Origin of the sequence: Legionella brunensis (assembly GCF_001467025.1) — a bacterium.
GTDB lineage: Bacteria > Pseudomonadota > Gammaproteobacteria > Legionellales > Legionellaceae > Tatlockia > Tatlockia brunensis.
This window is the reverse complement of sequence record NZ_LNXV01000034.1, coordinates 99,289-119,775: the sequence shown is the minus strand read 5'-3', so window position 1 is coordinate 119,775 and position 20,487 is coordinate 99,289. Positions and strand designations below refer to the sequence as shown.

The following is a 20,487-nucleotide window of genomic DNA, read 5'->3' as shown; positions in this document are numbered from 1 at the left end:
AAGTATACGTTCTGTCGAAAGATGAAGGTGGTCGACATACTCCATTTTTCAATGGCTATCGTCCACAGTTTTACTTCAGAACGACTGACGTAACTGGATCATGTGAGTTACCAAGTGGTGTAGAGATGGTAATGCCAGGAGATAACGTCCAAATGACCGTTAGCTTGCATGCACCCATTGCTATGGATGAAGGATTGCGTTTCGCGATTCGTGAAGGTGGCCGCACAGTTGGTGCCGGTGTAGTCGCAAAAATCATTGAGTGAAAATAATGAGTAACAATCAAAATATTAAAATACGTCTTAAATCTTTTGACCATCGCCTGATTGACTCGTCAATTCGTGAGATTGTTGAGACAGCAAAACGTACAGGGGCACAATTACGTGGCCCTATACCTTTGCCTATTAAGAAAGAGAAATTTACTGTATTGATATCGCCTCATGTGAATAAAGATGCGCGGGATCAATATGAATTACGTACTCACAAACGCTTGGTTGTTATTGTGCATCCTACAGAGAAGACAGTAGATGCATTAATGAAGCTTGATCTTGCTGCAGGTGTGGACGTACAGATTAGCCTTGATGATGAATAAGTCTTATAGGCAAAGGTTATTAACGAGGTGTTAGAATGACGATTGGGTTATTAGGCCGTAAAATCGGTATGACACGGGTATTTACAGAGGATGGTATATCAGTACCTGTTTCTGTGGTTGAGGTTGCTCCTAACCGTGTATCTCAAATTAAAACCGTTGATGCTGATGGCTACACAGCCATCCAACTAACCGGTGGTGTAAAAAAAGCAAGTCATGTCAGTAAGCCGCAGGCAGGCCATTTTGCAAAAGCAGAGGTTGAAGCGGGTGATATGATGTGTGAATTTAGAGTTGACTCTATTGATGCATTTACTGCAGGCCAAGTTATCTCTGTTCATGATGTTTTTAATGATGGGCAATTGGTAGATGTGGCAGCAACAACAAAAGGTAAAGGTTTTGCCGGAGGTGTTAAGCGTCATAACTTCCGTACTCAAGACGCTACTCATGGTAACTCACGATCTCACCGTGTACTTGGTTCAATTGGTCAAAACCAAACCCCAGGACGTGTGTTTAAAGGTAAAAAAATGGCCGGGCATTTGGGAAATGTGCGATGCACTACTCAAAACCTGGAAGTAGTCCGTGTTGATAAAGAGCGTAATTTGCTTTTGATCAAAGGTGCTATTCCTGGCTGTCCTGGAGCAAGAGTTGAAGTAAGGCCCGCAGTTAAGAAGAAAGGGGGCAAATAATGGAAATTAAAACTAGAGATACCAATACACAACTTAAAGTAAATGAAGAAGTGTTTGGCTATGCTTATAACGAAGGGCTAATTCATCAGGCAGTTGTTACCTTTATGAATAATGCTCGTAGTGGAAACAGTGCTCAAAAAACGCGTTCAGAAGTGCGTGGTGGTGGTAAAAAGCCATGGCGCCAAAAAGGAACAGGTAGAGCAAGAGCAGGTACCATCCGCAGTCCAATTTGGCGTTCAGGAGGGGTAACCTTTGCATCTAAGAAGCGTGATTATACTCAAAAACTTAACAAAAAAATGTACAAACGTGCATTGCGTAGTATAATCTCTGAGCTTCATCGCAGTGGTAACTTAGTTGTAGTCAGTGATTTTCAGTGTCAATCTCACAAGACTAAAGATTTTATCAAAAAGATGAACGAGTTAGAGTTACAAAATGCTTTAGTTGTTATGCATGAGGTAGGGGAACATGAGTACCTGGCTTCTCGTAATTTAATTCAATATGACATTTGTGACGTGACATCATTGGATCCTGTTAGTTTGTTACGATTTGAAAAAGTATTAATGACTGAAGGAGCCATCAAGAGTTTAGAGGAGCAGTTACAATGAATGCTGAACATATATTAATGGTTCTGCGTGAACCGCACACCTCTGAAAAAGCAACTGTGATGGCTGACAGATACAAGCAGTTTACGTTTAAGGTTTTAAAAACGGCTACTAAACAAGAAATTAAACAAGCTGTAGAACATATGTTTAATGTCAAAGTAAAATCTGTGTCTGTAATTAATGTAAAAGGGAAGAGAAAGCGCTTTAAGCAATTGAATGGAAAGAGAAGTGATTGGAAAAAAGCTTTTGTTTCTCTTCAAGAAAATTACGATATCGATTTTACCGTGACTGAATAAGGCAGATTAAGATGGCATTATTAAAATCTAAACCAACTTCACCCGGAAAGCGTGGTGAAATTCGAGTCGTCCATCATAATATTCATAAGGGACAGCCCTATGCTGGTCTTGTTGAGAAGTTAAATAAAACTGGTGGACGTAATAATCAAGGACGAATCACTGTACGTCATATCGGCGGTGGTGTTCGTTCTAAATATCGTGTTATTGACTTCAAAAGAGACAAAGACGGTATTGATGCTAAAGTTGAAAGACTAGAATATGACCCAAATCGTTCTGCTTTAATCGCTTTAGTGGTTTACAAAGATGGTGAACGGCGTTACATTATTGCACCTTCTGGATTAGAAGCTGGTGATGTTATCGTCAGTGGTGAAGATTCACCTATTAGTAATGGTAATTGTTTGCCATTAAGAAATATTCCAGTTGGTACAACTATTCATTGCGTTGAGCTGAAACCTGGAAAAGGGGCTCAAATGCTAAGAAGTGCTGGATGTAGTGGCCAAATCGTTGCTAAAGAAGGCACCTATGCAACTTTAAAATTGCGTTCTGGCGAAATGCGCAAAGTTTTAAGTTCTTGTAGAGCTGTGATTGGTGAAGTCAGTAATAGCGAACACAGTTTGCGTGCTCTTGGTAAAGCTGGTGCGAAACGTTGGAGAGGAATAAGACCTACCGTTCGCGGTGTGGCTATGAACCCAGTCGACCATCCGCATGGTGGTGGTGAAGGCCGTACATCAGGGGGACGTCATCCGGTAACTCCGTGGGGTATTCCTACAAAAGGGTACAAAACGCGCAGTAACAAGCGTACTGATCGTTTTATCGTCAGAAGACGTAAGAAGAAATAATTAGCTAAGAGGATATCAAGGTGGCACGTTCTATAAGAAAGGGTCCTTTTGTCGATCATCACTTAATCAAAAAAGTTGAAGTGGCGATCGAAACTAAGTCCAAGAAACCAATTAAAACTTGGTCCAGGCGCTCAACAATTGTACCTGAGATGATCGATCTCACAATTGCAGTTCACAATGGTAAAGATCATGTTCCAGTTTATATTACTGACAATATGGTTGGCCATAAACTGGGTGAGTTTGCCATGACTCGTACATTCAAAGGCCATTCTGGTGACAGAAAGGCTAAAGGTAAGTAAGAGGCAATGATGGAAGTAACAGCAAAATTAAAAAATGCACCGCTCTCTGCCCAAAAGGGCAGACTGATCGCTGACATGATTCGTAAGATGGATGTTTCTAACGCTATTGACGTTCTGAAATTTACTCCCAAGAAGGGTGCTCAACTCATGCTGAAATTATTGGAATCTGCTATTGCTAGTGCAGAAAACAATAATGGTGCAGATATTGACGAATTGAAAGTGGGTGTGGTTTGTGTAGACGAGGCGCCGACTCTTAAAAGAATCAGCCCTCGTGCTAAAGGTCGTGCGAATCGAATCTGTAAACGTACTTGCCATATCACAATTAAAGTATCTGACGAGGAATAGCAATGGGACAGAAAGTAAACCCTATAGGTATCAGATTAGGTATCGTTCAAGATTGGAATTCCAAATGGTATGCTAGTAAAAACTATGCACAACTTCTCAATCAAGATATAAACCTTCGCAAGTACCTTAAGAAAAAACTTATGGCTGCTGCTGTAAGTAAAATCCGTATTGAGCGTCCAGCTAATAATGCAGTTGTAACTATTCTAACTGCTAGGCCAGGTGTCATTATTGGTAAGAAAGGTGGTGGTATTGAAGCATTAAGAAGTGAAATTGCTTCAAAATTAGGCGTTCCAGTACATTTAAACATCGAAGAAGTTCGCAAGCCTGAACTAGATTCAACACTTGTTGCTGAAGGTATTGCTCAACAGTTAGAGCAACGAGTTATGTTCAGACGTGCAATGAAAAGGGCAGTGACTTCTGCAATGAAAGCTGGCGCAAAAGGAATTAAAATTTGTGTTAGTGGCCGTTTAGGTGGTGCTGAGATTGCTCGTAGTGAATGGTACCGTGAAGGAAGAGTTCCTCTACATACTTTCCGTGCCGATGTTGATTATGGTACTGCTGAAGCAAAAACAACCTATGGAATCATAGGCGTTAAAGTATGGATCTTCAAAGGAGAAGTTCTCCCACAGAAGAATCGTAATACTGAAAGCGGTAAGTAAGTGAGGAATTAGTCATGTTACAGCCAAAACGTACGAAATATCGTAAGCAAATGAAGGGCCGAAACAGAGGTTTGGCTCAAAGAGGTTCTAAAGTAAGCTTTGGTGAGTTTGGTTTAAAAGCACTTGAAAGAGGCCGTTTAACCGCAAGACAAATTGAAGCTGCGCGACGAGCTATGACTCGTCACATTAAGCGTGGTGGAAAAATTTGGATTCGTGTTTTTCCAGATAAGCCAATCACTCAGAAACCTCTTGAAGTTCGTCAAGGTAAAGGTAAAGGTAGTGTTGAGTATTGGGTTGCTCAAATTCAACCAGGAAAAATATTATTTGAAATGGAAGGTGTAAGTAGAGAGTTGGCTATGGAAGCGTTTGATCTTGCCAAAGCAAAACTTCCTTTCAAAGTAACATTTGAAGAGCGCAAGGTGATGTGATGAAAGACATTAAAGAGTTAAGAGAGTTAACACCCGATGAAATGCAAGCCGAGCTACTCTCCCTACGTAAAGAGCAATTTAACTTGCGCATGAAAAAAGCTAGTGGCTCTTTGGATAAGACTCATCTTATACCTAAAGTCAGAAAAGGTATTGCAAGAGTTAAAACAATTATGGCTGAGAAGGTAGGAAAGTGTCATGACAAATAGTGAAACAAATGCTAGAACCATAGTTGGGAAAGTTGTCAGTGACAAAATGCAAAAAACTATTGTTGTGATGGTTGAGCGTACTGTAAAACATCCTAAATATGGAAAAATCATGAAGCGTCGAACAAAACTTCATGCTCATGATGAAAATCAAATTGGTAAAATTGGAAATATAGTAAGAATTCGCGAATCTCGACCACTCTCTAAAATGAAAAGTTGGGTACTAGTTGAAGTAATTTCCTGATATTCGTTTTGATTACTTTTAAAATCCTAAGAGGCCTGATATAATCAGCAGCCTTTTTCTGGTCGAATTTAGAGCTGGAGAATAAAATGATACAAATGCAGACAGTGCTCGATGTTGCTGACAACAGCGGAGCACGTAAGGTGATGTGTATCAAAGTGCTTGGTGGATCCCATAGACGGTATGCCCGTGTTGGTGATGTAATTAAAGTAAGCATTAAAGATGCAATACCTCGTAGCAAAGTAAAAAAAGGCGCCGTAATGAAAGCTGTTGTAGTTAGAACAAGCCAAGGTGTGCGTCGTGATGATGGTTCACTTATTCGCTTTGATGGTAATGCTGCGGTGCTTTTAAACAACCAAAATGAGCCTATAGGTACACGTATATTTGGACCTGTAACTCGTGAGCTTAGAGAGCGGTTTATGAAAATCATTTCTCTGGCTGCTGAAGTATTGTGAGAAGGATTAGTTATGAAGCGTATTAGATCAGGTGATACTGTAATTATTACCACAGGTAAAAGTAGAGGTCACGTAGGCAAGGTAACAAAGGTTCTTGGCAATAGTGTTGTTGTTGAGGGTGGTAATATGATTAAGAAACATGTTAAGCCTAACCCACAACTCAATCAGCAAGGTGGCATTATTTCGCGTGAAGCACCGCTCGATATATCAAACGTTGCCATGTACAATCCGGTATCTAAAAAGGCGGATAAAGTTGGATTCAAATACCTTGATAACGATGGTAACAAACGCAAGGTACGGTATTTTAAATCAAATGATGAAGTTATTGATCTTGTCTGATTAGGTGGCGGAAATGGCTAGACTTAAAGATATTTATAAAAAAGATGTAGTGCCAATGATGATAAAACGATTTGGCTACAAAAGTGTAATGGAAGTCCCCAAAATTTTAAAAATCACTTTAAATATGGGTGTGGGCGAAGCTGTGGGTGATAAAAAAATCATGAATCATGCCCTTGAGGACATGACCTTGATTGCTGGCCAAAAACCAGTCGTTACCAAAGCTAAGAAATCTTTGGCCGGTTTTAAAATTCGTGAAGGATGGCCGATTGGATGCAAAGTAACGCTCCGACGCGAACGTATGTATGAATTCCTCGATCGTCTGATTACAATTACTCTTCCTCGTGTGCGCGATTTTCGTGGTTTAAATCCCAAGTCGTTTGATGGGACTGGTAACTACAGCATGGGAATTCACGAACAACTCGTTTTCCCTGAGATTGATTTCGATAAGACAGATGGTATTCGTGGTCTAGATATTTGTATCACAACTAGTGCCAAGACGAATGAAGAAGCGAAGGCCTTGTTAGAAGCGTTCAACCTGCCTTTGAAAGACAGAGATAAACACTAAAGAAGGGTAATATTGTGGCTAAAAAATCAATGCTCGCCCGCGAACATAAAAGAGCTAAACTTGTCGCGAAACATCAAGAGCGTAGAAAAGAATTAAAAATTTTAATCAAGTCGTCTACTGACTTTGATACGATCATGGAAGCCCAAGCTAAGTTAGCTAAACTTCCTATCAATTCGAATCCAGTGCGACACAGCACACGTTGCCAGCAATGTGGACGTCCGCATGCAGTTTATCGCAAATTTGGCCTTTGCAGGATTTGCCTAAGACAGCAGCTTATGACCGGTAATGTTACTGGTGGTCGCAAGTCCAGCTGGTAAATTTTATTCTATGGAGAACAACTGTGAGTATGCATGATCCTGTTGCTGACATGTTGACTAGAATTCGCAATGGTCAGCAAGCTAAACATCAGAGCGTAACCCTGAATTCATCTAAATTGAAAGAAGAGATTGCTAGGGTGTTAAAAGAAGAAGGTTATATATTGGACTATAATGTACAGCCTCTTGAGAACAATCTTAAATCTATTACGTTACAATTAAAGTACTATCATGGTAGACCTGTAATTGAGCGTATTTTGCGTATTAGTCGCCCCGGTTTAAGAGTTTATAAATCATTTAAAGATTTACCATCAATTCCTGGTTTTGGTGTTGCCATCCTTTCTACCTCTAAAGGTGTGATGACTCACGTAGCAGCTAAGAAACAAGGCGTTGGCGGTGAAGTTCTTTGTGAAGTGGCCTAATACTTGAGAGGAATAATATGTCTAGAGTAGCAAAAGCCCCAATTCATTTGCCTGCAAACGTTGAGCTCACTATTGATAAGGATACGTTAACAGTAAAAGGTCCTAAAGGGGCTCTAGTTCAGCATTACAATAAACTGGTTAATGTTAGTAAGTGCCAAGAGAACAATAGTAAGATTTTATTTAAGCCAGCATCCAATGATCCTAATGCATGGGCTCATGCTGGGACTGTACGTGCTTTAGTTAGCAACATGGTTAAAGGTGTTACATCAGGTTTTGATTTAACACTAGAATTGGTTGGTGTGGGATATCGTGCTCAAGCAAATAATAAAGCAATCACTTTATCTTTAGGTTTTTCTCATCCAATTGAATACAGTTTGCCCCAGGGTGTTACTGTTGAAACGCCAAATAACACAACCATTGTTATCCGTGGTATTGATAAGCAATTATTAGGGCAAGTTGCTTCTGAGATCCGTGGGTTTAGGCCACCTGAACCTTATAAAGGTAAAGGCGTTAGATATGCAGGCGAAATTATTATTCGTAAAGAAGCCAAAAAGAAATAAGGTGTAAGAGATGAAGAATAAACAACAAGCCCGTATAAGACGTGGTTTAAAGGCAAAAGCCATTCATCGTCGTCATCCAGAGAAGCCAAGACTTGTAGTGCACAGAAGTGGCACTCATATTTATTCTCAAATCATCGTTCGAGGCGAAAAGGGTGATGTAGTAATAGCTTGTTCATCTACTGTGGATAAGGAGCTTCAGTCAGCTCTTTCAGGAACCAGAGTGGAACAAGCATACCAAGTTGGTAAATTGCTAGGTGAACGAGCCAAGGCTAAGAAAATAAGTGATGTTGCTTTTGATCGTGCAGGTTATAAATACCACGGTAGAGTCAAGGCTTTAGCCGACGGCGCGCGAGAAGCTGGGTTGAATTTTTAAGGAACGGTTATGGCATTTGATGAAATTCAAAAAAGTGACGGATACCAAGAAAAGCTGGTGTCTGTAACTCGTACGGCCAAAGTGGTTAAAGGTGGTCGTGTTTTTGGCTTTGCCGTATTGGTAGTTGTGGGTGATGGTAAAGGCAAGGTTGGTTTTGGTCGTGGTAAGGCAAGAGAAGTGCCTATTGCAATTCAAAAGGCTATGGACCAAGCAAGAAAGAATATGACCTATATTCCATTAGCAGGGAAAACAATTCATCACGAAATTACTTGGAACTATGGTGCATCCAAAGTATTTATGAAGCCTGCAAGTGAAGGTACAGGAATTATCGCCGGCGGTGCAATGCGTGCTGTGCTCGAAGTTTTAGGTGTACAAAACATTTTGGCAAAAAGCATTGGTTCGACCAACCCAAGCAACATTGTGCGAGCCACTATTAATGCACTTACTAATATTGGAACACCTGATTATGTGGCTGCTAAACGTGGAAAAACAGTTGCAGAAGTAATGGCGGAAGAATAATGAGCAAGAAAATCAAAATTACTTTGGTAAAAAGCGTTATTGGACGCAAACCAAAGCACATAGAAATTGTGAAACAACTTGGTTTAGGCAAATTAAATAGTAGTGTAATCCAACAAGATTCACCTTCAATCAGAGGTTTGGTAAATGTTGTGAATTACCTGGTACAAGTTGAGGAGTGTGCATAATGAATTTGAATACACTGTCTCCGGATCCCGGTTCTCGTCCAGGCAAAAAGCGCCTTGGCCGTGGTATTGGTTCTGGTCTAGGTAAAACTTGTGGTAAAGGGCATAAAGGTCAAAAAGCTCGTGCTGGTGGATTCCACAAAATAAATTTTGAAGGTGGGCAAATGCCAATTCAGCGTCGCCTTCCTAAAATGGGTTTTAAGTCTCGAGTAGCACGTTCAATTGATCAAATAACTTTAGACGAATTGGCCGGCTTAGGTGTTGACGCTATTAATCTTCAAGTTTTAAAAGATTCTGGCTTGATAGGTAAGTCAATCCGAGAAGTAAAAGTTATTCTTTCTGGTGAGATCAATGCTCCCGTGAAACTAAAGGGCTTGCGTGTGACTAAAGGTGCACGTGCAGCGATAGAGCAGGCTGGCGGTAGTATTGAAGAGTGACTATGAATAACCAGAGGCAAGCATCCAGCCAATCCCGAGGTGGATTGGCAGAATTAAAAGCAAGACTGATATTTGTCATAGTAGGCATTTTAGTCTATCGTTTGGGTGCGCATATTCCTGTGCCCGGTTTGGATCCTCAAAAACTGGCCAATTTTTTTGGTGAGCAACAAAATACCATATTTGGCTTGTTTAACATGTTTTCAGGGGGGGCCTTATCTCGGGTGACTGTCTTTGCCATAGGAATCATGCCTTATATTTCTGCATCTATCATCATCCAGTTGTTCTCAGTGGTATCACCTAAGTTAGAGCAACTAAAAAAGGAAGGTGAGTCTGGACGTAGGAAGATTAATCAATACACCCGTTATTTGACGTTAATTCTCGCTGTATTTCAATCTTTAGGAATGGCAAGATGGCTAGCCGGGCAGCAAATTGCTTTGCATGCAGATGTATTTTTCTATTTTACGTCAGTAATAACGTTAGTCACAGGCACAATGTTTTTGATGTGGCTTGGCGAGCAAATGACAGAAAAGGGGGTTGGCAATGGTATATCTCTGATTATATTCTCAGGGATTGTTTCAAGCATGCCCCACGCTATAGCCTCTGTGTTGCAGCAAGTTAAAGAAGGCCAAATGCAAGCTTTGACATTGCTTTTGGTTGCTGTAATTGTAGTCGTAGTTACCGGCTTTGTTGTTTTTATGGAAAGGGGACAGCGAAGGATAAGGGTAAACTATGCTCAGAGGACCCATGGTCGAAAAGTATATGCTGCTCAGACCAGTCACTTGCCTTTAAAAATTAATATGTCAGGTGTAATACCTCCGATTTTTGCATCGAGTATCATTCTACTACCAGCAACACTCGCACAATTTTTCGGTAAAGGTAAAGGCATGGATTGGTTGGCTGACATTGGCATGGCTCTTTCCCCTGGACAGCCTTTGTACTTGATTATTTATGCTGCTGCAATTTTATTCTTTGCTTTTTTCTATGCAGCTTTAGTATTTAATCCAAAAGATACGGCTGACAACTTAAAGAAATCTGGAGCCTACATTCCTGGTATACGCCCAGGCGAGCAAACTACTCGCTACATTGACTCTGTCATGACGCGTTTAACTCTTGTAGGTGCTGCGTATCTTGTATTGGTTTGTTTATTGCCGCAGATTTTAATGTATACCTGGCACGTGCCTTTTTATTTTGGTGGAACTTCGCTGTTAATCATCGTTGTTGTAATCATGGACTTTGTAGCACAAGTACAGGCTCATCTTATGACACAACAGTATGATTCGTTGATGAAAAAAGCCAATTTTAGAGGGACCAAATTGCCTGGTCTTTTATGATTATTATCGGAGTTTTTAATGAAAGTTAGAGCATCAGTAAAACGACTCTGTCGTAACTGCAAAATTATTAAGCGTAATGGAACTATTCGCGTTATATGCAAAGATGCACGGCATAAGCAAAAGCAAGGATAGTCCTTGCTTGATTTTGGTTCATTATAATAGTATTCTTCTGTCCCTTTCTGGCAGAGCAAAAAATAACGTTCGGAGAGACTAATGGCTCGTATTGCAGGTGTTAATATACCGGATCACAAACATATCGTGATAGCGCTTACGTCGATTTATGGAATTGGCAAAACTACAGCGATTAATTTATGTAAAATGACAGGAATTGAGGCGTCAACTAAAGTATCTCAATTATCTGAAGAGAAGCTTGAGGCTTTACGTACAGAAATTGCTAAGATGACTGTTGAGGGTGACTTGCGTCGAGCTGTAACTATGAATATTAAGCGGCTTATGGATCTTGGTTGCTATCGCGGACTTCGTCACCGTCGTGGCTTGCCATTACGTGGACAACGCACTAAGACCAATGCTCGTACTCGGAAAGGTCGACGTAAAGCTAGCAATATCTAATTATATGTAGGAAAAAAAGATGGCTATAAATAAGGCAAAGCAGCAAAAAGCAAGAAAGAAAGTTAAACGAGTGGTATCTGACGGTATCGTTCATATTCACGCTTCTTTTAACAATACCATCGTGACTTTTACTGACCGACAAGGTAATGCTCTATGTTGGGCAACTGCCGGTGGTTCTGGTTTCCGCGGTTCTAGAAAAAGTACTCCATATGCTGCGCAGGTCGCGACTGAAAGAGCGTCTGCTGTTGCAAAAGAATACGGAATGAAGTCTGTAGCAGTATTTATTGATGGTCCTGGGCCAGGTCGTGAATCAACAATTCGTGAACTGATTTCACAGGATTTTAAAATTGTAGAAATAACCGATGTGACTGGCATACCTCATAATGGATGTAAGCCACCCAAGAAACGTCGTGTATAAGTTCAGGAGTTTTTAATGGCTAGATACCTTGGTCCAAAATGTAAATTATCACGTAGAGAGGGTACTGATTTATACCTGAAAAGCGGTGTGCGTGATCATAAGTCGAAATGTAAAGCTGAAAAGCTTCCCGGGCAACATGGTGCCAATAAACCACGCTTAAGTGATTACGGTATACAGTTGCGTGAAAAGCAAAAAATTAGACGCCTATATGGCATATTGGAAAAGCAATTCCATAATTATTACAAAAAAGCCGCGAGACAAACGGGTTCTACTGGTGAGAACTTGATGATCCTGCTTGAAAGACGCCTTGATAATGTTGTTTACCGAATGGGATTTGCAAGCACTCGTGCAGAAGCCAGACAGTTGGTTGCGCACAAAGCTATTTTGGTAAATGATCAGGTAGTTAATATACCATCCTATTTAGTGAAGCCTGGTGATGTGATTTCTATTCGCCAAAAAGCAAAAGCACAAGGGCGTATCCAAGCAGCTGTTGCACTTTCAGAACAGCGTGCTGCTTGTGACTGGTTAACTATTGATTCAAGTGCTTTCAAAGGTACTTTTACAACTGCGCCTACACTAAATGATTTATCAGCCTATTATAACGTTAATTTAGTTGTAGAACTTTACTCTAAGTAAGCTCGGGAGACAAAACCGAATGGACATACATGAAATGATGACGCCATCTGTGCTTAAAGTAGACTCTAAGTCGCCATACCACTCACGAGTTGTTCTTGAGCCTTTGGAACGAGGTTATGGCCATACGCTTGGTAATGCGTTGAGACGTATACTTTTATCATCTATGCCTGGCTATGCAATTACTGAAGTAGCCATTGATGGTGTGCTCCATGAGTACAGCACGATAGAAGGTGTTCAAGAGGATGTAGTTGATATCCTGCTAAACCTAAAGCAAGTTGCTATAAAACTTACAACTGGGAAGGAAGCAATTTTAACCCTAAGTAAGCAAGGTCCATGTCAGGTAACTGCTGGTGATATTGAGTTAACCCATGGTCAGGAAATTGTAAACCCTGAATTGGTCATTGCCACTCTCAATGAAAATGGCAAATTGAATATGACCTTAAAAATTGAAAAAGGTGTTGGATTTCATTCCACAGATTCTTTTGTACGAAACTTTGATGATGAAATTGAGCAAAAGTCAGTTGGTAAATTGAAGTTGGACAATACCTTCTCACCTGTCAAAAAAGTTGCTTACTTTGTTGATAGTGCGCGCGTAGAAAATAGAACTGATCTGGATAAGTTAACCATTGATTTGGAAACCGATGGTACCTTGGATCCCGAGGAAGCGATTCGAATCTCTGCATCAATCCTGCAACGTCAATTGCATGCCTTTGTGGATATGAAGTTTGAAGAATCACGTACAGATAATAAAGAACGAAATGATTTCGATCCAATTTTGCTAAGACCGGTGGATGATTTAGAGTTGACTGTTCGCTCTGCCAACTGTCTAAAAGCAGAAAACATTTATTATATTGGTGATTTGGTTCAAAAGACTGAGAATGAATTATTAAAAACACCCAATTTGGGCAAAAAGTCCCTCACAGAAATTAAAGACGTGCTTGCCTCGCGCTCTTTATCTTTGGGAATGAAGCTTGAAAATTGGCCGCCATCGAATCTTGGCGAGTAATATTAGGAGTTTGTCATGCGTCACCGTAATTCAGGCCGTAGTTTTAGCCGTACTAGTAGCCACCGAAAAGCAATGTTTTCCAACATGTGCACATCTCTTATTGAGCACGAACTTATCAAAACAACATTGCCAAAAGCAAAAGAGCTACGCCGCTACATTGAGCCTCTTATCACTGTAAGCAAGAAAGATTCCGTTGCTTCTAGAAGATATGTTTTTGATAGATTGCGCTCTAAAAGTGCTGTTGGTAAATTATTTACAACTTTGGGTCCACGCTATGTTGAGCGTCCAGGAGGCTACGTTAGAGTGTTGAAATGTGGTTACCGTCCTGGCGACAATGCCCCTATGGCTATTGTAGAGTTGGTTGACAGGCCTGTGGAAAATACCTCTTCAGAAGATTAATATAAAAAAACCCGCGAGAGCGGGTTTTTTTATATCTGTAGATACCATTTTTAATTAATAGTTGCTGAGCTATTGAAATAATGTTTAGGAATGCCATTCCTTAACTAATTGATATTGGTGTTTAGCCTGCTTAAGGGGGTATGCTATTAAGTTAATCAGATGAGTAACTCTCAAAATGTTTTTGATGCTAAATTGCCACGCAAGTCTGTTTATTTCTAGATTGTCGATTAAATCGTCTACTAAGAAAATGTTAATAATCAAGTGTTAAAATTGCTTTAAATTTGAATATCCTGGCCCATAACATGCTATTACAAGAATTTTCTCAAGACGTTATTTTGCGCAACATAGATTTAGAAAATTATGTTAAGAGAATTAAATTTTATAATTTTTCTCTAGGATGTATTGGTAATCCGCCGGTAAAGAAAGAAGAACTCGATAATGATGCCAAGTCGATAAATAAGGCAATCTTAAAGTTGGCTTTAGGTACTTACAATGTTCAAAACTTAGATGAGCTTAAGAAGACAGTTGAGCGAGTGATTAATCATTTGACAACATACACTTATTATTCCGATGATAAAAATTACGTTTATAGCTATGTAGGATACCCCGATAACACTTTGGACTCATTAAAAGAGATGTCTGCTGCAATTCAACAATTCCAGGTAAAACACGAATCACTGTCAAAATTAACTGGTCTACGCTTAGAACTGTTTAATACTCTTACCAAGATTAATTATGGCGGAGACATCTATAATGTTAGAGACAGATTTGTTTATGCAGCTGCATGGGCGGGTGATGGCTCTTATAATGATTTTTTTGCACGCAGAAGGGCTGCACGAGTTTATGTGGAGCTTTCTGAATATATTAAAACCGGTAAAAATACATCTGCTCTGAGTCATTTTTTAGAGTTTAAAAAGCAAGATGCAAGATTTTATTTAAGCAGTGACCTTGAAAAGAAAATCGAACAAGAAATTGCAAAAAATCAACTTATCAACTACCGGAATGCGTTAAAGAATGAAATAGGAAGTTTATTTGTCATTAATAAAGCTAGGAAAGAAATTAAACTTGATGAGGTTGATAAAATTCTCAAGGCAATTGAAACGAATGAAGGAGTTAGTGAGGCTATTGCTAACTTTAAAAAGAATCCTGAGGCAAGAGCAGGCTTTCAATTCGGTTTCTTTAGCATAAGAAAGTCGAGAGCCGAAGAGCGTGTGGATGAACTAGAGACAGCCTTTACTGAATCCAATTCACAACCATAGACAATTATCCAAGGGAAGAAATTGCGTTCTTAGAGTAAACAACTAGCACGAGCCTTCTTTATTAAATCCCACTGAGCAATCGGGGCTTTAGCCTTGCGAAATTACCTTGATGCGTCAGATTCATCAAGGTAGTTCGTCAATAAATTGATTGGGTTGAAGTCGTAGAAACTAAAATGGAATGTCATCATCAAGTTCATCAAAAGCATCTTGAGCGGCTGGGGCTGCTTGTGGTTTGCGATTCAAGGGCTGTGCTGCAGACGCTGAGGCTGGTATTTCATCAAAGTTAGAGGAACCAGATTTTGCATCTAGCATTTGAATATCGGTAGCAACAATTTCAGTTGTGTAGCGCTCTTGCCCTTGCTGATCTTGCCACTTACGGGTACGTAAACTGCCTTCGACATAAAGTTTTGAGCCTTTGCGCACGTACTCACCGGCAATTTCACCTAAGCGATTGAAACATACTACGCGGTGCCATTCGGTACGCTCTTGTTTATCACCGGTTTGCTTATCTTTCCAAGTTTCACTGGTAGCAAGCGATATTGTTGTTACGGCATTACCATTGGGCATATATCTAACATCAGGGTCTACACCGACGTTACCTATTAAGATCACTTTATTAATCCCACGTGCCATTATGTTCTCCTGTATGCGAAAGTTAGAGCGGAATTATAACTAATCTAGCCGCAATTGCGTAGGCTGATAGCAAATTATGTTTCAACGGGTTTTGCTATCAGGTTACAATTAACTGCTAGAGCGCCGATACTAACTGACAAATTGTTCTAACAATTTGCCAGCACTTCCTTCTTGATAATTGGCATTATCCACTCGCAAATAAATAATGTGCTCTGCTTGAGCTAGGCTCAAATCTTGGACACCTTTTAAGCTCCTTAAACGTTGCAACAATTGACTGGGATCATGGAGTTCTTTAGGATAAGTTAAAAGTAGCGTGGATGTGTAGACATCAGGCTTCATAAATAAAGCGATAATAAACCAGAGAGCGCCCAAGAGTGCATTTATTGTGAAGATGGCAATATTGCCACCAAGTTGATAGAGAACTCCTGCTAAGGCGCCACCTAAAAAAATGCCCAAAAATTGACTGCTGGAATAAATACCCATTGCAGTTCCCTTGCTATTCGCATCGGCCTGTTTTGATATTAATGAAGGTAATGTTGCTTCCAGTATGTTAAACGCCACGAAATAAATAAACATCAAAAGCCAGAGGCTGACCCATTCTTGATGTAAAAAAGCGAGGGAAAATTGCATTAAAGTTGTTGCCAAGACAGCTGTCGCGAAAACTTTTTTCATCTGCCGCCTTTTTTCAGCCAATAAAATAAATGGCACCATCAGCACAAATGAGCAAATCATTAAAGGCAAATAGAAATGCCACTGTTGGTTGAGATGTCCTTGACTAATTTGCTGTTGTAGGATGATAGGAATTGCATAAAAAGTAGCTGTTAAAATGGCATGTTGAAAAAAGATTCCTGCATTAAGCCGCTGCAAATGTCTATTACAAAGGACCATTTTGAGTAAAGAAAAGTTGGCTTCAGTATCGACATGAAAACATTCTTTCTTCGGCGTTGGAATAATAAAATGTAATAAGCCTAATCCGATTAAGGCTAAAATAGTTGTTAAATAAAAAATACCAGCTAAACCAAAATGACTGGTAATCGCTGGACTAATGACCATTGCCAAACTGAAAGACAAGCCAATGGTCATGCCAATGACTGCCATTGCTTTTGTCCGTTGTTCGTCAGGAGTAAGATCAGCAAGTAAAGCAATGAGTACACTGCCAATTGCCCCGGTTCCTTGCAGAGCACGCGCAGCAATCATGGTGTAAATCGAGTGGCTTAAAGCGCCGAGCAAGCTGCCACAGGCAAATAGTAGTAAGCCAATCATTAATATGGGTTTCCGCCCAAAGCGATCGGAAAGTAGGCCGAAAGGCATTTGTAGTAAGCCCTGACTTAAACCATAACTCCCCAAGGCCAAACCCATTAATGTTGGCGTGGCTCCACTAAGATGGGTAGCATAGACCGTGAAAACTGGGATTAACATGAATAATCCCAGCATGCGAAACGAAAAAATAGTCGCGATTGGAAACACTGTTGTAAACCAGGAATACTTCATTGACGATAATACACCTCATGACGTTGTTAGCAGATGGTACAAAGTTAGAGTCTATGAGACAAGAACATCTTGAGAAGAATTCCACTGAAACGAGCAATCATTGACAGACAAGGGTATTCACTGTAGTTTTGGTACATTTTTTAATCTAGAGGACAAAGAATGGGTGGTGTATTTGCTAACAAAGTGGCGTTAATCACTGGTGGTGCTCGTGGAATTGGCAAGGCCACTGCGTTAAAATTGGCACAAGCAGGCTGCGATATAGCAATAGTTTATTATAATAGTTCTGATGAGGCTCAAATTTTAGTTGAGGAAGTTCAGCAATTAGGACGTAAGGCAATCGCTTTGCAAGCCAATGTTGCTGATCATCAGTCAATTAAAGACATGTTTGCGCAATTTCGTGAACATTTTTCCCAACTAAATTTTTTAATCAGTAATGCTGCTAGTGGTGTACTAAAGCCCGCTCTAAAAATGTCAACTAAACATTGGCGTTGGTGCTTGGAGACCAATGCGTTGGCACTAAATCACCTGGTATGTGAAGGACGAGAACTGATGCCGCCTGACAGCCGTGTTATTGCCTTATCCAGTTTAGGAGCTCACCGTGCTATTCCAAACTATGCTTTTATTGGTGCTTCCAAAGCGGCTCTTGAAGCATTGGTTCGCTCCCTAAGCCTTGAGTTGGCAGAGTTTGGAATTACTGTAAATACGATTTCAGCTGGAGTCGTCGATACGGATGCATTAAAACATTTTCCTAATCGCGAGCAATTGTTGGATGAGTATCATGCTCATGCATTATCTGCTGAGCCATTAATGCCACAACATGTAGCTGATGCAATCTATCTGCTATGTTTACCTGAGGCTAAAATGATAAATGCCCATACGTTATTTGTTGATGCAGGATATAGTCGCGTAGGATGAGAATTAATCACGCAAGTGAAAGGCTTGCGTGATTACTAAAGCCAGGGCTATTTTAAAAGTAGTTCAATTTATAGTCATCAACTATTATTGCTACTTTTGTCCATTGTAGTGCCAATGAGTGACTTATATTTTGTTTCTGAGCCTATCTCTTCACCGAACATGGCTGCAAGAAGTCGATTGTGAAGTGCAGTTAATTCCTTATCGTCTATACTTTCTTCCGATGTCGCAAAAAGCGATTGACTGTAACCCTGTGAGTAAATATTGGTATCGGAGAAATAAAATCGGTTATTTTGCACATCAACATAAATTCCCTGGGTATACCCTTTCAAGGTAATGGGACGTTGAATATCCGGTGTATTGGTAATTTCTAAGAATAATTTTTTAAGTAGCGATTCCTCCAACTTTTCTATGTCCTCAGGCTGAAGCACACCTTTGGTGAGGAAGGGGAATATACTTTTTCGCTGCTGATAGGTCGAATTGTTAGATTTAAATGAGGCTAACATTGTAGTACGCAGCGCCCAAAGCTCTATTTTTACCTTTGAGTTCAATGAGCTAAATAATTCATGTCCTTTCTCTGGAAATTGATGATTTGGCTTGCCAAGCACATTAAACAGCTGGTCTACTTGTTTTTGACTAAGACTAACTAATTCTTTTTTACCTCCGGATGCTCTGTACTCAAGGATATACTCATCTTTATTTTTATATAGAAAATAAGTTGGATTTTTTTGTGTCTCTAAAATTTTAGACGCCTTCTTTTCTTCAAGGGGTAAGGAAGAAAGAACTAAAGAGCAAGCGTCCTTTTTTATACCATCAAACTCATGTTTCAATTGTGTAAAAAGTGCTTTTTCGCTTACCAATGGTTTAGATTTTGCTGTAGCACAACCAAGTAGCGTTACTCGATTTATATTAAGGTAGGTTCTCAATAGATTAATTATATCATCAGAGTTTTTTCCGCAAATTTGCTCGTTGTATTGTTGAAAATGATCCAACATAACGAGGTTAAGACTTTGTAGCAATTTAATTGAATTCATATAGTTTAAAAAGTTCTCAAGGTCTTCACTATAAATAAATAGAGTTTTGCCCTTTCTTTTTGATTTATTAGCATAGGCTAGGTAACTATCACGTATTTCTTTCTGTTGAGCGTTACCATTAGAGGCGATGACTACATGTTCTATCCCTGATAGAAATTTGTAATTAATCTCATCTAAATTTTCATATCCTTTGGGAAAATAATTGATTGCTGTATACGAATTGGCAAGGATTTCAAAGGGAGTGACTGAGTCAATAATTTTCTTTTTGAGCTCATCATTGACCACATATTGTAATGCTTCAGCATCCTTACCCACTGCTGCTTTACACAGAGTGAAATAATACTCAGTACTAAACGGTTTACCGTTTTGAGGAGCAGGAATATATTGAAGCGCCAATCCGTTGTATTTAACAGCCATCATACATAAGTCCCTATATTCCATTTCGGTAAACAATGACGGATTGGCAAATTCAATGGTTCTCGCATTGTGTTTAACAGCAAAATAGGTCAATTGCTTTAGTGTTGGGGGATCAATTAATGGATCATTTATCATGCGTTCCAACAGTAGACCATCTGTCTTAATTGTAGAAAAGCAAATGTTAATATACTCTTCGCGTGATAGAACCGAATCTTTAGTAATAGCTGGATTAGGTACCCACTTAAATGCAAGGGGATTTTGCAGAACAGCTGTATTGCATAAAGAGGCGTTTCGGTATTTTAGAGGTATTTTTTCTAAAGCTAAGCCATAAGTTTTAACGGATTCATTCCATAAGCGGATATATTCTTGTTCTTGTATTTTGCTTTCAGATGAAGACGGTACAAATTCCAGCGCAAAACCATGCTGTTTAACAGCTTTAAAACACAATGCAAAATCTCGTAACTCAATCGGTACATGCGCAAGTGCCTTACCTGTATTTTCTACAGCTTTAGTGCAAATAGCATAATAGTCAGTCGTTGAAAAAGGGATACCATTAATGGGTTTAGGGACGCTCGTCAGGTCATCACCATCATATTCCACGGCTTTTAGGCATAAATGTGTTAATTGTGTGGAAGAAAATTTAGTGATCTCATGCTCTTCAAAAATACTCTCAAGCGAAACGTTAAAGTCACCTATTGTCTTAAGGAGTTCATTAAATTCACTCTCATGCATGATTGGCACCCCAAAATACAGGTCACTGTTAGTTGATTATAAATCAACCACAATGATATTTCTCTAGTTGTGTTGATTATTATTAAGCCAATCGCTGAAGTGATTACTCCTGTTTGGTTGTTGGAATTAACAAATTTGATCTCGGGAGTTAGTTATCGCTTACAAAAAACCCTGACCAGCTCTTAGCGAGGGAAGCACATCAGCTAATGGTCTTTCAGGAACCACTAACAATGTTTGATTGGTTTGCCCAACCATCTGTAATAGGATAATTAAGCTGTTAACACCATGGCAAACGGCGT

34 protein-coding genes are annotated in these 20,487 nt (G+C 39.7%); 31 read left to right on the top strand and 3 right to left on the bottom strand.

From position 1 onward, the window contains the following. From Lbru_RS17860 to Lbru_RS14100, 30 genes are all read left to right on the top strand, one after another. Nucleotides 1-263: EF-Tu C-terminal domain-related protein (locus Lbru_RS17860; RefSeq protein WP_476630054.1), on the top strand; the 263-nt coding region annotated here is incomplete at its 5' end. A gap of 5 nt (nucleotides 264-268) precedes the next feature. Further along, nucleotides 269-589, top strand: a complete 321-nt coding sequence (gene rpsJ / locus Lbru_RS14235; protein ID WP_028373277.1) for a 30S ribosomal protein S10 — start codon at nucleotides 269-271, stop codon at nucleotides 587-589. Nucleotides 590-624: 35 nt separating this feature from the next. Next, the gene (rplC, locus tag Lbru_RS14230) at nucleotides 625-1,272 is read left to right on the top strand and encodes a 50S ribosomal protein L3 (RefSeq protein ID WP_058442804.1); all 648 of its coding nucleotides are present in this window, start codon (nucleotides 625-627) and stop codon (nucleotides 1,270-1,272) included. Beyond that, complete coding sequence (rplD, locus tag Lbru_RS14225) at nucleotides 1,272-1,877, top strand: 50S ribosomal protein L4 (RefSeq protein WP_058442803.1); 606 nt, start codon at nucleotides 1,272-1,274, stop codon at nucleotides 1,875-1,877. The genes rplC and rplD overlap by 1 nt, the downstream gene beginning before the upstream one ends. Beyond that, on the top strand, nucleotides 1,874-2,170 hold the full coding sequence (gene rplW / locus Lbru_RS14220) for a 50S ribosomal protein L23 (protein ID WP_058442802.1): 297 nt from the start codon (nucleotides 1,874-1,876) through the stop codon (nucleotides 2,168-2,170). The genes rplD and rplW overlap by 4 nt, the downstream gene beginning before the upstream one ends. 11 nt (nucleotides 2,171-2,181) lie before the next feature. Next, nucleotides 2,182-3,009 carry a 50S ribosomal protein L2 gene (rplB, locus tag Lbru_RS14215; RefSeq protein ID WP_058442801.1) on the top strand — a complete coding sequence of 276 codons (828 nt, stop codon included), beginning with the start codon at nucleotides 2,182-2,184 and terminating at the stop codon, nucleotides 3,007-3,009. A 20-nt stretch (nucleotides 3,010-3,029) separates the two neighbouring features. Further along, complete coding sequence (rpsS, locus tag Lbru_RS14210) at nucleotides 3,030-3,308, top strand: 30S ribosomal protein S19 (protein ID WP_058442800.1); 279 nt, start codon at nucleotides 3,030-3,032, stop codon at nucleotides 3,306-3,308. A gap of 9 nt (nucleotides 3,309-3,317) precedes the next feature. Next, complete coding sequence (gene rplV / locus Lbru_RS14205; protein ID WP_058442799.1) at nucleotides 3,318-3,653, top strand: 50S ribosomal protein L22; 336 nt, start codon at nucleotides 3,318-3,320, stop codon at nucleotides 3,651-3,653. Nucleotides 3,654-3,655: 2 nt separating this feature from the next. Next, complete coding sequence (gene rpsC / locus Lbru_RS14200; RefSeq protein WP_058442798.1) at nucleotides 3,656-4,312, top strand: 30S ribosomal protein S3; 657 nt, start codon at nucleotides 3,656-3,658, stop codon at nucleotides 4,310-4,312. Nucleotides 4,313-4,326: 14 nt separating this feature from the next. Further along, nucleotides 4,327-4,740 (top strand): 50S ribosomal protein L16, encoded by a 414-nt coding sequence (gene rplP / locus Lbru_RS14195; protein ID WP_058442797.1) that lies wholly within the window; start codon nucleotides 4,327-4,329, stop codon nucleotides 4,738-4,740. Further along, nucleotides 4,740-4,946, top strand: a complete 207-nt coding sequence (gene rpmC, locus Lbru_RS14190; RefSeq protein WP_058442796.1) for a 50S ribosomal protein L29 — start codon at nucleotides 4,740-4,742, stop codon at nucleotides 4,944-4,946. The genes rplP and rpmC overlap by 1 nt, the downstream gene beginning before the upstream one ends. Continuing rightward, nucleotides 4,936-5,187 carry a 30S ribosomal protein S17 gene (rpsQ, locus tag Lbru_RS14185; RefSeq protein ID WP_058442795.1) on the top strand — a complete coding sequence of 84 codons (252 nt, stop codon included), beginning with the start codon at nucleotides 4,936-4,938 and terminating at the stop codon, nucleotides 5,185-5,187. Before rpmC ends, rpsQ begins: the two co-directional genes overlap by 11 nt. An 86-nt stretch (nucleotides 5,188-5,273) precedes the next feature. Further along, nucleotides 5,274-5,639: a 50S ribosomal protein L14 gene (gene rplN, locus Lbru_RS14180; RefSeq protein WP_028388517.1), complete on the top strand. Its 366-nt coding sequence runs from the start codon at nucleotides 5,274-5,276 to the stop codon at nucleotides 5,637-5,639. A 12-nt stretch (nucleotides 5,640-5,651) separates the two neighbouring features. After that, on the top strand, nucleotides 5,652-5,978 hold the full coding sequence (rplX, locus tag Lbru_RS14175) for a 50S ribosomal protein L24 (RefSeq protein WP_058442794.1): 327 nt from the start codon (nucleotides 5,652-5,654) through the stop codon (nucleotides 5,976-5,978). A 13-nt stretch (nucleotides 5,979-5,991) separates the two neighbouring features. Then, complete coding sequence (gene rplE, locus Lbru_RS14170) at nucleotides 5,992-6,543, top strand: 50S ribosomal protein L5 (RefSeq protein WP_058442793.1); 552 nt, start codon at nucleotides 5,992-5,994, stop codon at nucleotides 6,541-6,543. 14 nt (nucleotides 6,544-6,557) lie between these two features. Continuing rightward, nucleotides 6,558-6,860 carry a 30S ribosomal protein S14 gene (gene rpsN, locus Lbru_RS14165; RefSeq protein WP_058442792.1) on the top strand — a complete coding sequence of 101 codons (303 nt, stop codon included), beginning with the start codon at nucleotides 6,558-6,560 and terminating at the stop codon, nucleotides 6,858-6,860. 29 nt (nucleotides 6,861-6,889) lie between these two features. Continuing rightward, nucleotides 6,890-7,279: a 30S ribosomal protein S8 gene (gene rpsH / locus Lbru_RS14160; protein ID WP_202967557.1), complete on the top strand. Its 390-nt coding sequence runs from the start codon at nucleotides 6,890-6,892 to the stop codon at nucleotides 7,277-7,279. A gap of 17 nt (nucleotides 7,280-7,296) precedes the next feature. Further along, on the top strand, nucleotides 7,297-7,839 hold the full coding sequence (rplF, locus tag Lbru_RS14155; protein ID WP_058442790.1) for a 50S ribosomal protein L6: 543 nt from the start codon (nucleotides 7,297-7,299) through the stop codon (nucleotides 7,837-7,839). Between the two features lie 10 nt (nucleotides 7,840-7,849). After that, a complete protein-coding gene (rplR, locus tag Lbru_RS14150; RefSeq protein ID WP_058442789.1) occupies nucleotides 7,850-8,212 on the top strand; it encodes a 50S ribosomal protein L18 in 363 nt (120 codons plus the stop codon). Nucleotides 8,213-8,221: 9 nt separating this feature from the next. Continuing rightward, on the top strand, nucleotides 8,222-8,731 hold the full coding sequence (gene rpsE, locus Lbru_RS14145) for a 30S ribosomal protein S5 (protein ID WP_058442788.1): 510 nt from the start codon (nucleotides 8,222-8,224) through the stop codon (nucleotides 8,729-8,731). After that, entirely contained in the window at nucleotides 8,731-8,916 is a 186-nt protein-coding gene (gene rpmD / locus Lbru_RS14140; protein WP_058442787.1) for a 50S ribosomal protein L30, read from the top strand. The genes rpsE and rpmD overlap by 1 nt, the downstream gene beginning before the upstream one ends. Further along, entirely contained in the window at nucleotides 8,916-9,350 is a 435-nt protein-coding gene (gene rplO, locus Lbru_RS14135) for a 50S ribosomal protein L15 (protein WP_058442786.1), read from the top strand. Before rpmD ends, rplO begins: the two co-directional genes overlap by 1 nt. 2 nt (nucleotides 9,351-9,352) lie before the next feature. Further along, nucleotides 9,353-10,681: a preprotein translocase subunit SecY gene (gene secY, locus Lbru_RS14130; protein ID WP_058442785.1), complete on the top strand. Its 1,329-nt coding sequence runs from the start codon at nucleotides 9,353-9,355 to the stop codon at nucleotides 10,679-10,681. An 18-nt stretch (nucleotides 10,682-10,699) separates the two neighbouring features. Further along, nucleotides 10,700-10,813, top strand: coding sequence for a 50S ribosomal protein L36 (gene rpmJ, locus Lbru_RS16975; RefSeq protein ID WP_081778074.1), 114 nt, complete (start codon nucleotides 10,700-10,702; stop codon nucleotides 10,811-10,813). Nucleotides 10,814-10,894: 81 nt separating this feature from the next. Then, nucleotides 10,895-11,251, top strand: coding sequence for a 30S ribosomal protein S13 (gene rpsM / locus Lbru_RS14125; RefSeq protein ID WP_058442784.1), 357 nt, complete (start codon nucleotides 10,895-10,897; stop codon nucleotides 11,249-11,251). Between the two features lie 19 nt (nucleotides 11,252-11,270). Then, complete coding sequence (gene rpsK, locus Lbru_RS14120) at nucleotides 11,271-11,669, top strand: 30S ribosomal protein S11 (RefSeq protein ID WP_058442783.1); 399 nt, start codon at nucleotides 11,271-11,273, stop codon at nucleotides 11,667-11,669. A 15-nt stretch (nucleotides 11,670-11,684) separates the two neighbouring features. Continuing rightward, complete coding sequence (rpsD, locus tag Lbru_RS14115) at nucleotides 11,685-12,305, top strand: 30S ribosomal protein S4 (RefSeq protein WP_058442782.1); 621 nt, start codon at nucleotides 11,685-11,687, stop codon at nucleotides 12,303-12,305. Nucleotides 12,306-12,324: 19 nt separating this feature from the next. Continuing rightward, complete coding sequence (locus tag Lbru_RS14110) at nucleotides 12,325-13,311, top strand: DNA-directed RNA polymerase subunit alpha (RefSeq protein ID WP_058442781.1); 987 nt, start codon at nucleotides 12,325-12,327, stop codon at nucleotides 13,309-13,311. Between the two features lie 15 nt (nucleotides 13,312-13,326). Next, nucleotides 13,327-13,710, top strand: a complete 384-nt coding sequence (gene rplQ / locus Lbru_RS14105; RefSeq protein WP_058442780.1) for a 50S ribosomal protein L17 — start codon at nucleotides 13,327-13,329, stop codon at nucleotides 13,708-13,710. A gap of 302 nt (nucleotides 13,711-14,012) precedes the next feature. Further along, nucleotides 14,013-14,969 carry a hypothetical protein gene (locus Lbru_RS14100; RefSeq protein WP_058442779.1) on the top strand — a complete coding sequence of 319 codons (957 nt, stop codon included), beginning with the start codon at nucleotides 14,013-14,015 and terminating at the stop codon, nucleotides 14,967-14,969. Nucleotides 14,970-15,137: 168 nt separating this feature from the next. On the opposite strand, the gene ssb is transcribed toward Lbru_RS14100, so the two are convergent. Further along, nucleotides 15,138-15,602, bottom strand: a complete 465-nt coding sequence (gene ssb / locus Lbru_RS14095) for a single-stranded DNA-binding protein (RefSeq protein ID WP_058442778.1) — start codon at nucleotides 15,600-15,602, stop codon at nucleotides 15,138-15,140. A 129-nt stretch (nucleotides 15,603-15,731) separates the two neighbouring features. After that, nucleotides 15,732-17,093: an MFS transporter gene (locus Lbru_RS14090; protein ID WP_058442777.1), complete on the bottom strand. Its 1,362-nt coding sequence runs from the start codon at nucleotides 17,091-17,093 to the stop codon at nucleotides 15,732-15,734. 159 nt (nucleotides 17,094-17,252) lie between these two features. Between Lbru_RS14090 and fabL the strand changes: the two genes are divergently transcribed. Next, nucleotides 17,253-18,008, top strand: a complete 756-nt coding sequence (fabL, locus tag Lbru_RS14085) for an enoyl-[acyl-carrier-protein] reductase FabL (RefSeq protein WP_058442776.1) — start codon at nucleotides 17,253-17,255, stop codon at nucleotides 18,006-18,008. Nucleotides 18,009-18,085: 77 nt separating this feature from the next. On the opposite strand, the gene Lbru_RS14080 is transcribed toward fabL, so the two are convergent. Then, nucleotides 18,086-20,188 (bottom strand): DUF4116 domain-containing protein, encoded by a 2,103-nt coding sequence (locus Lbru_RS14080; protein ID WP_058442775.1) that lies wholly within the window; start codon nucleotides 20,186-20,188, stop codon nucleotides 18,086-18,088. Between the last annotated feature and the right edge of the window lie 299 nt (nucleotides 20,189-20,487).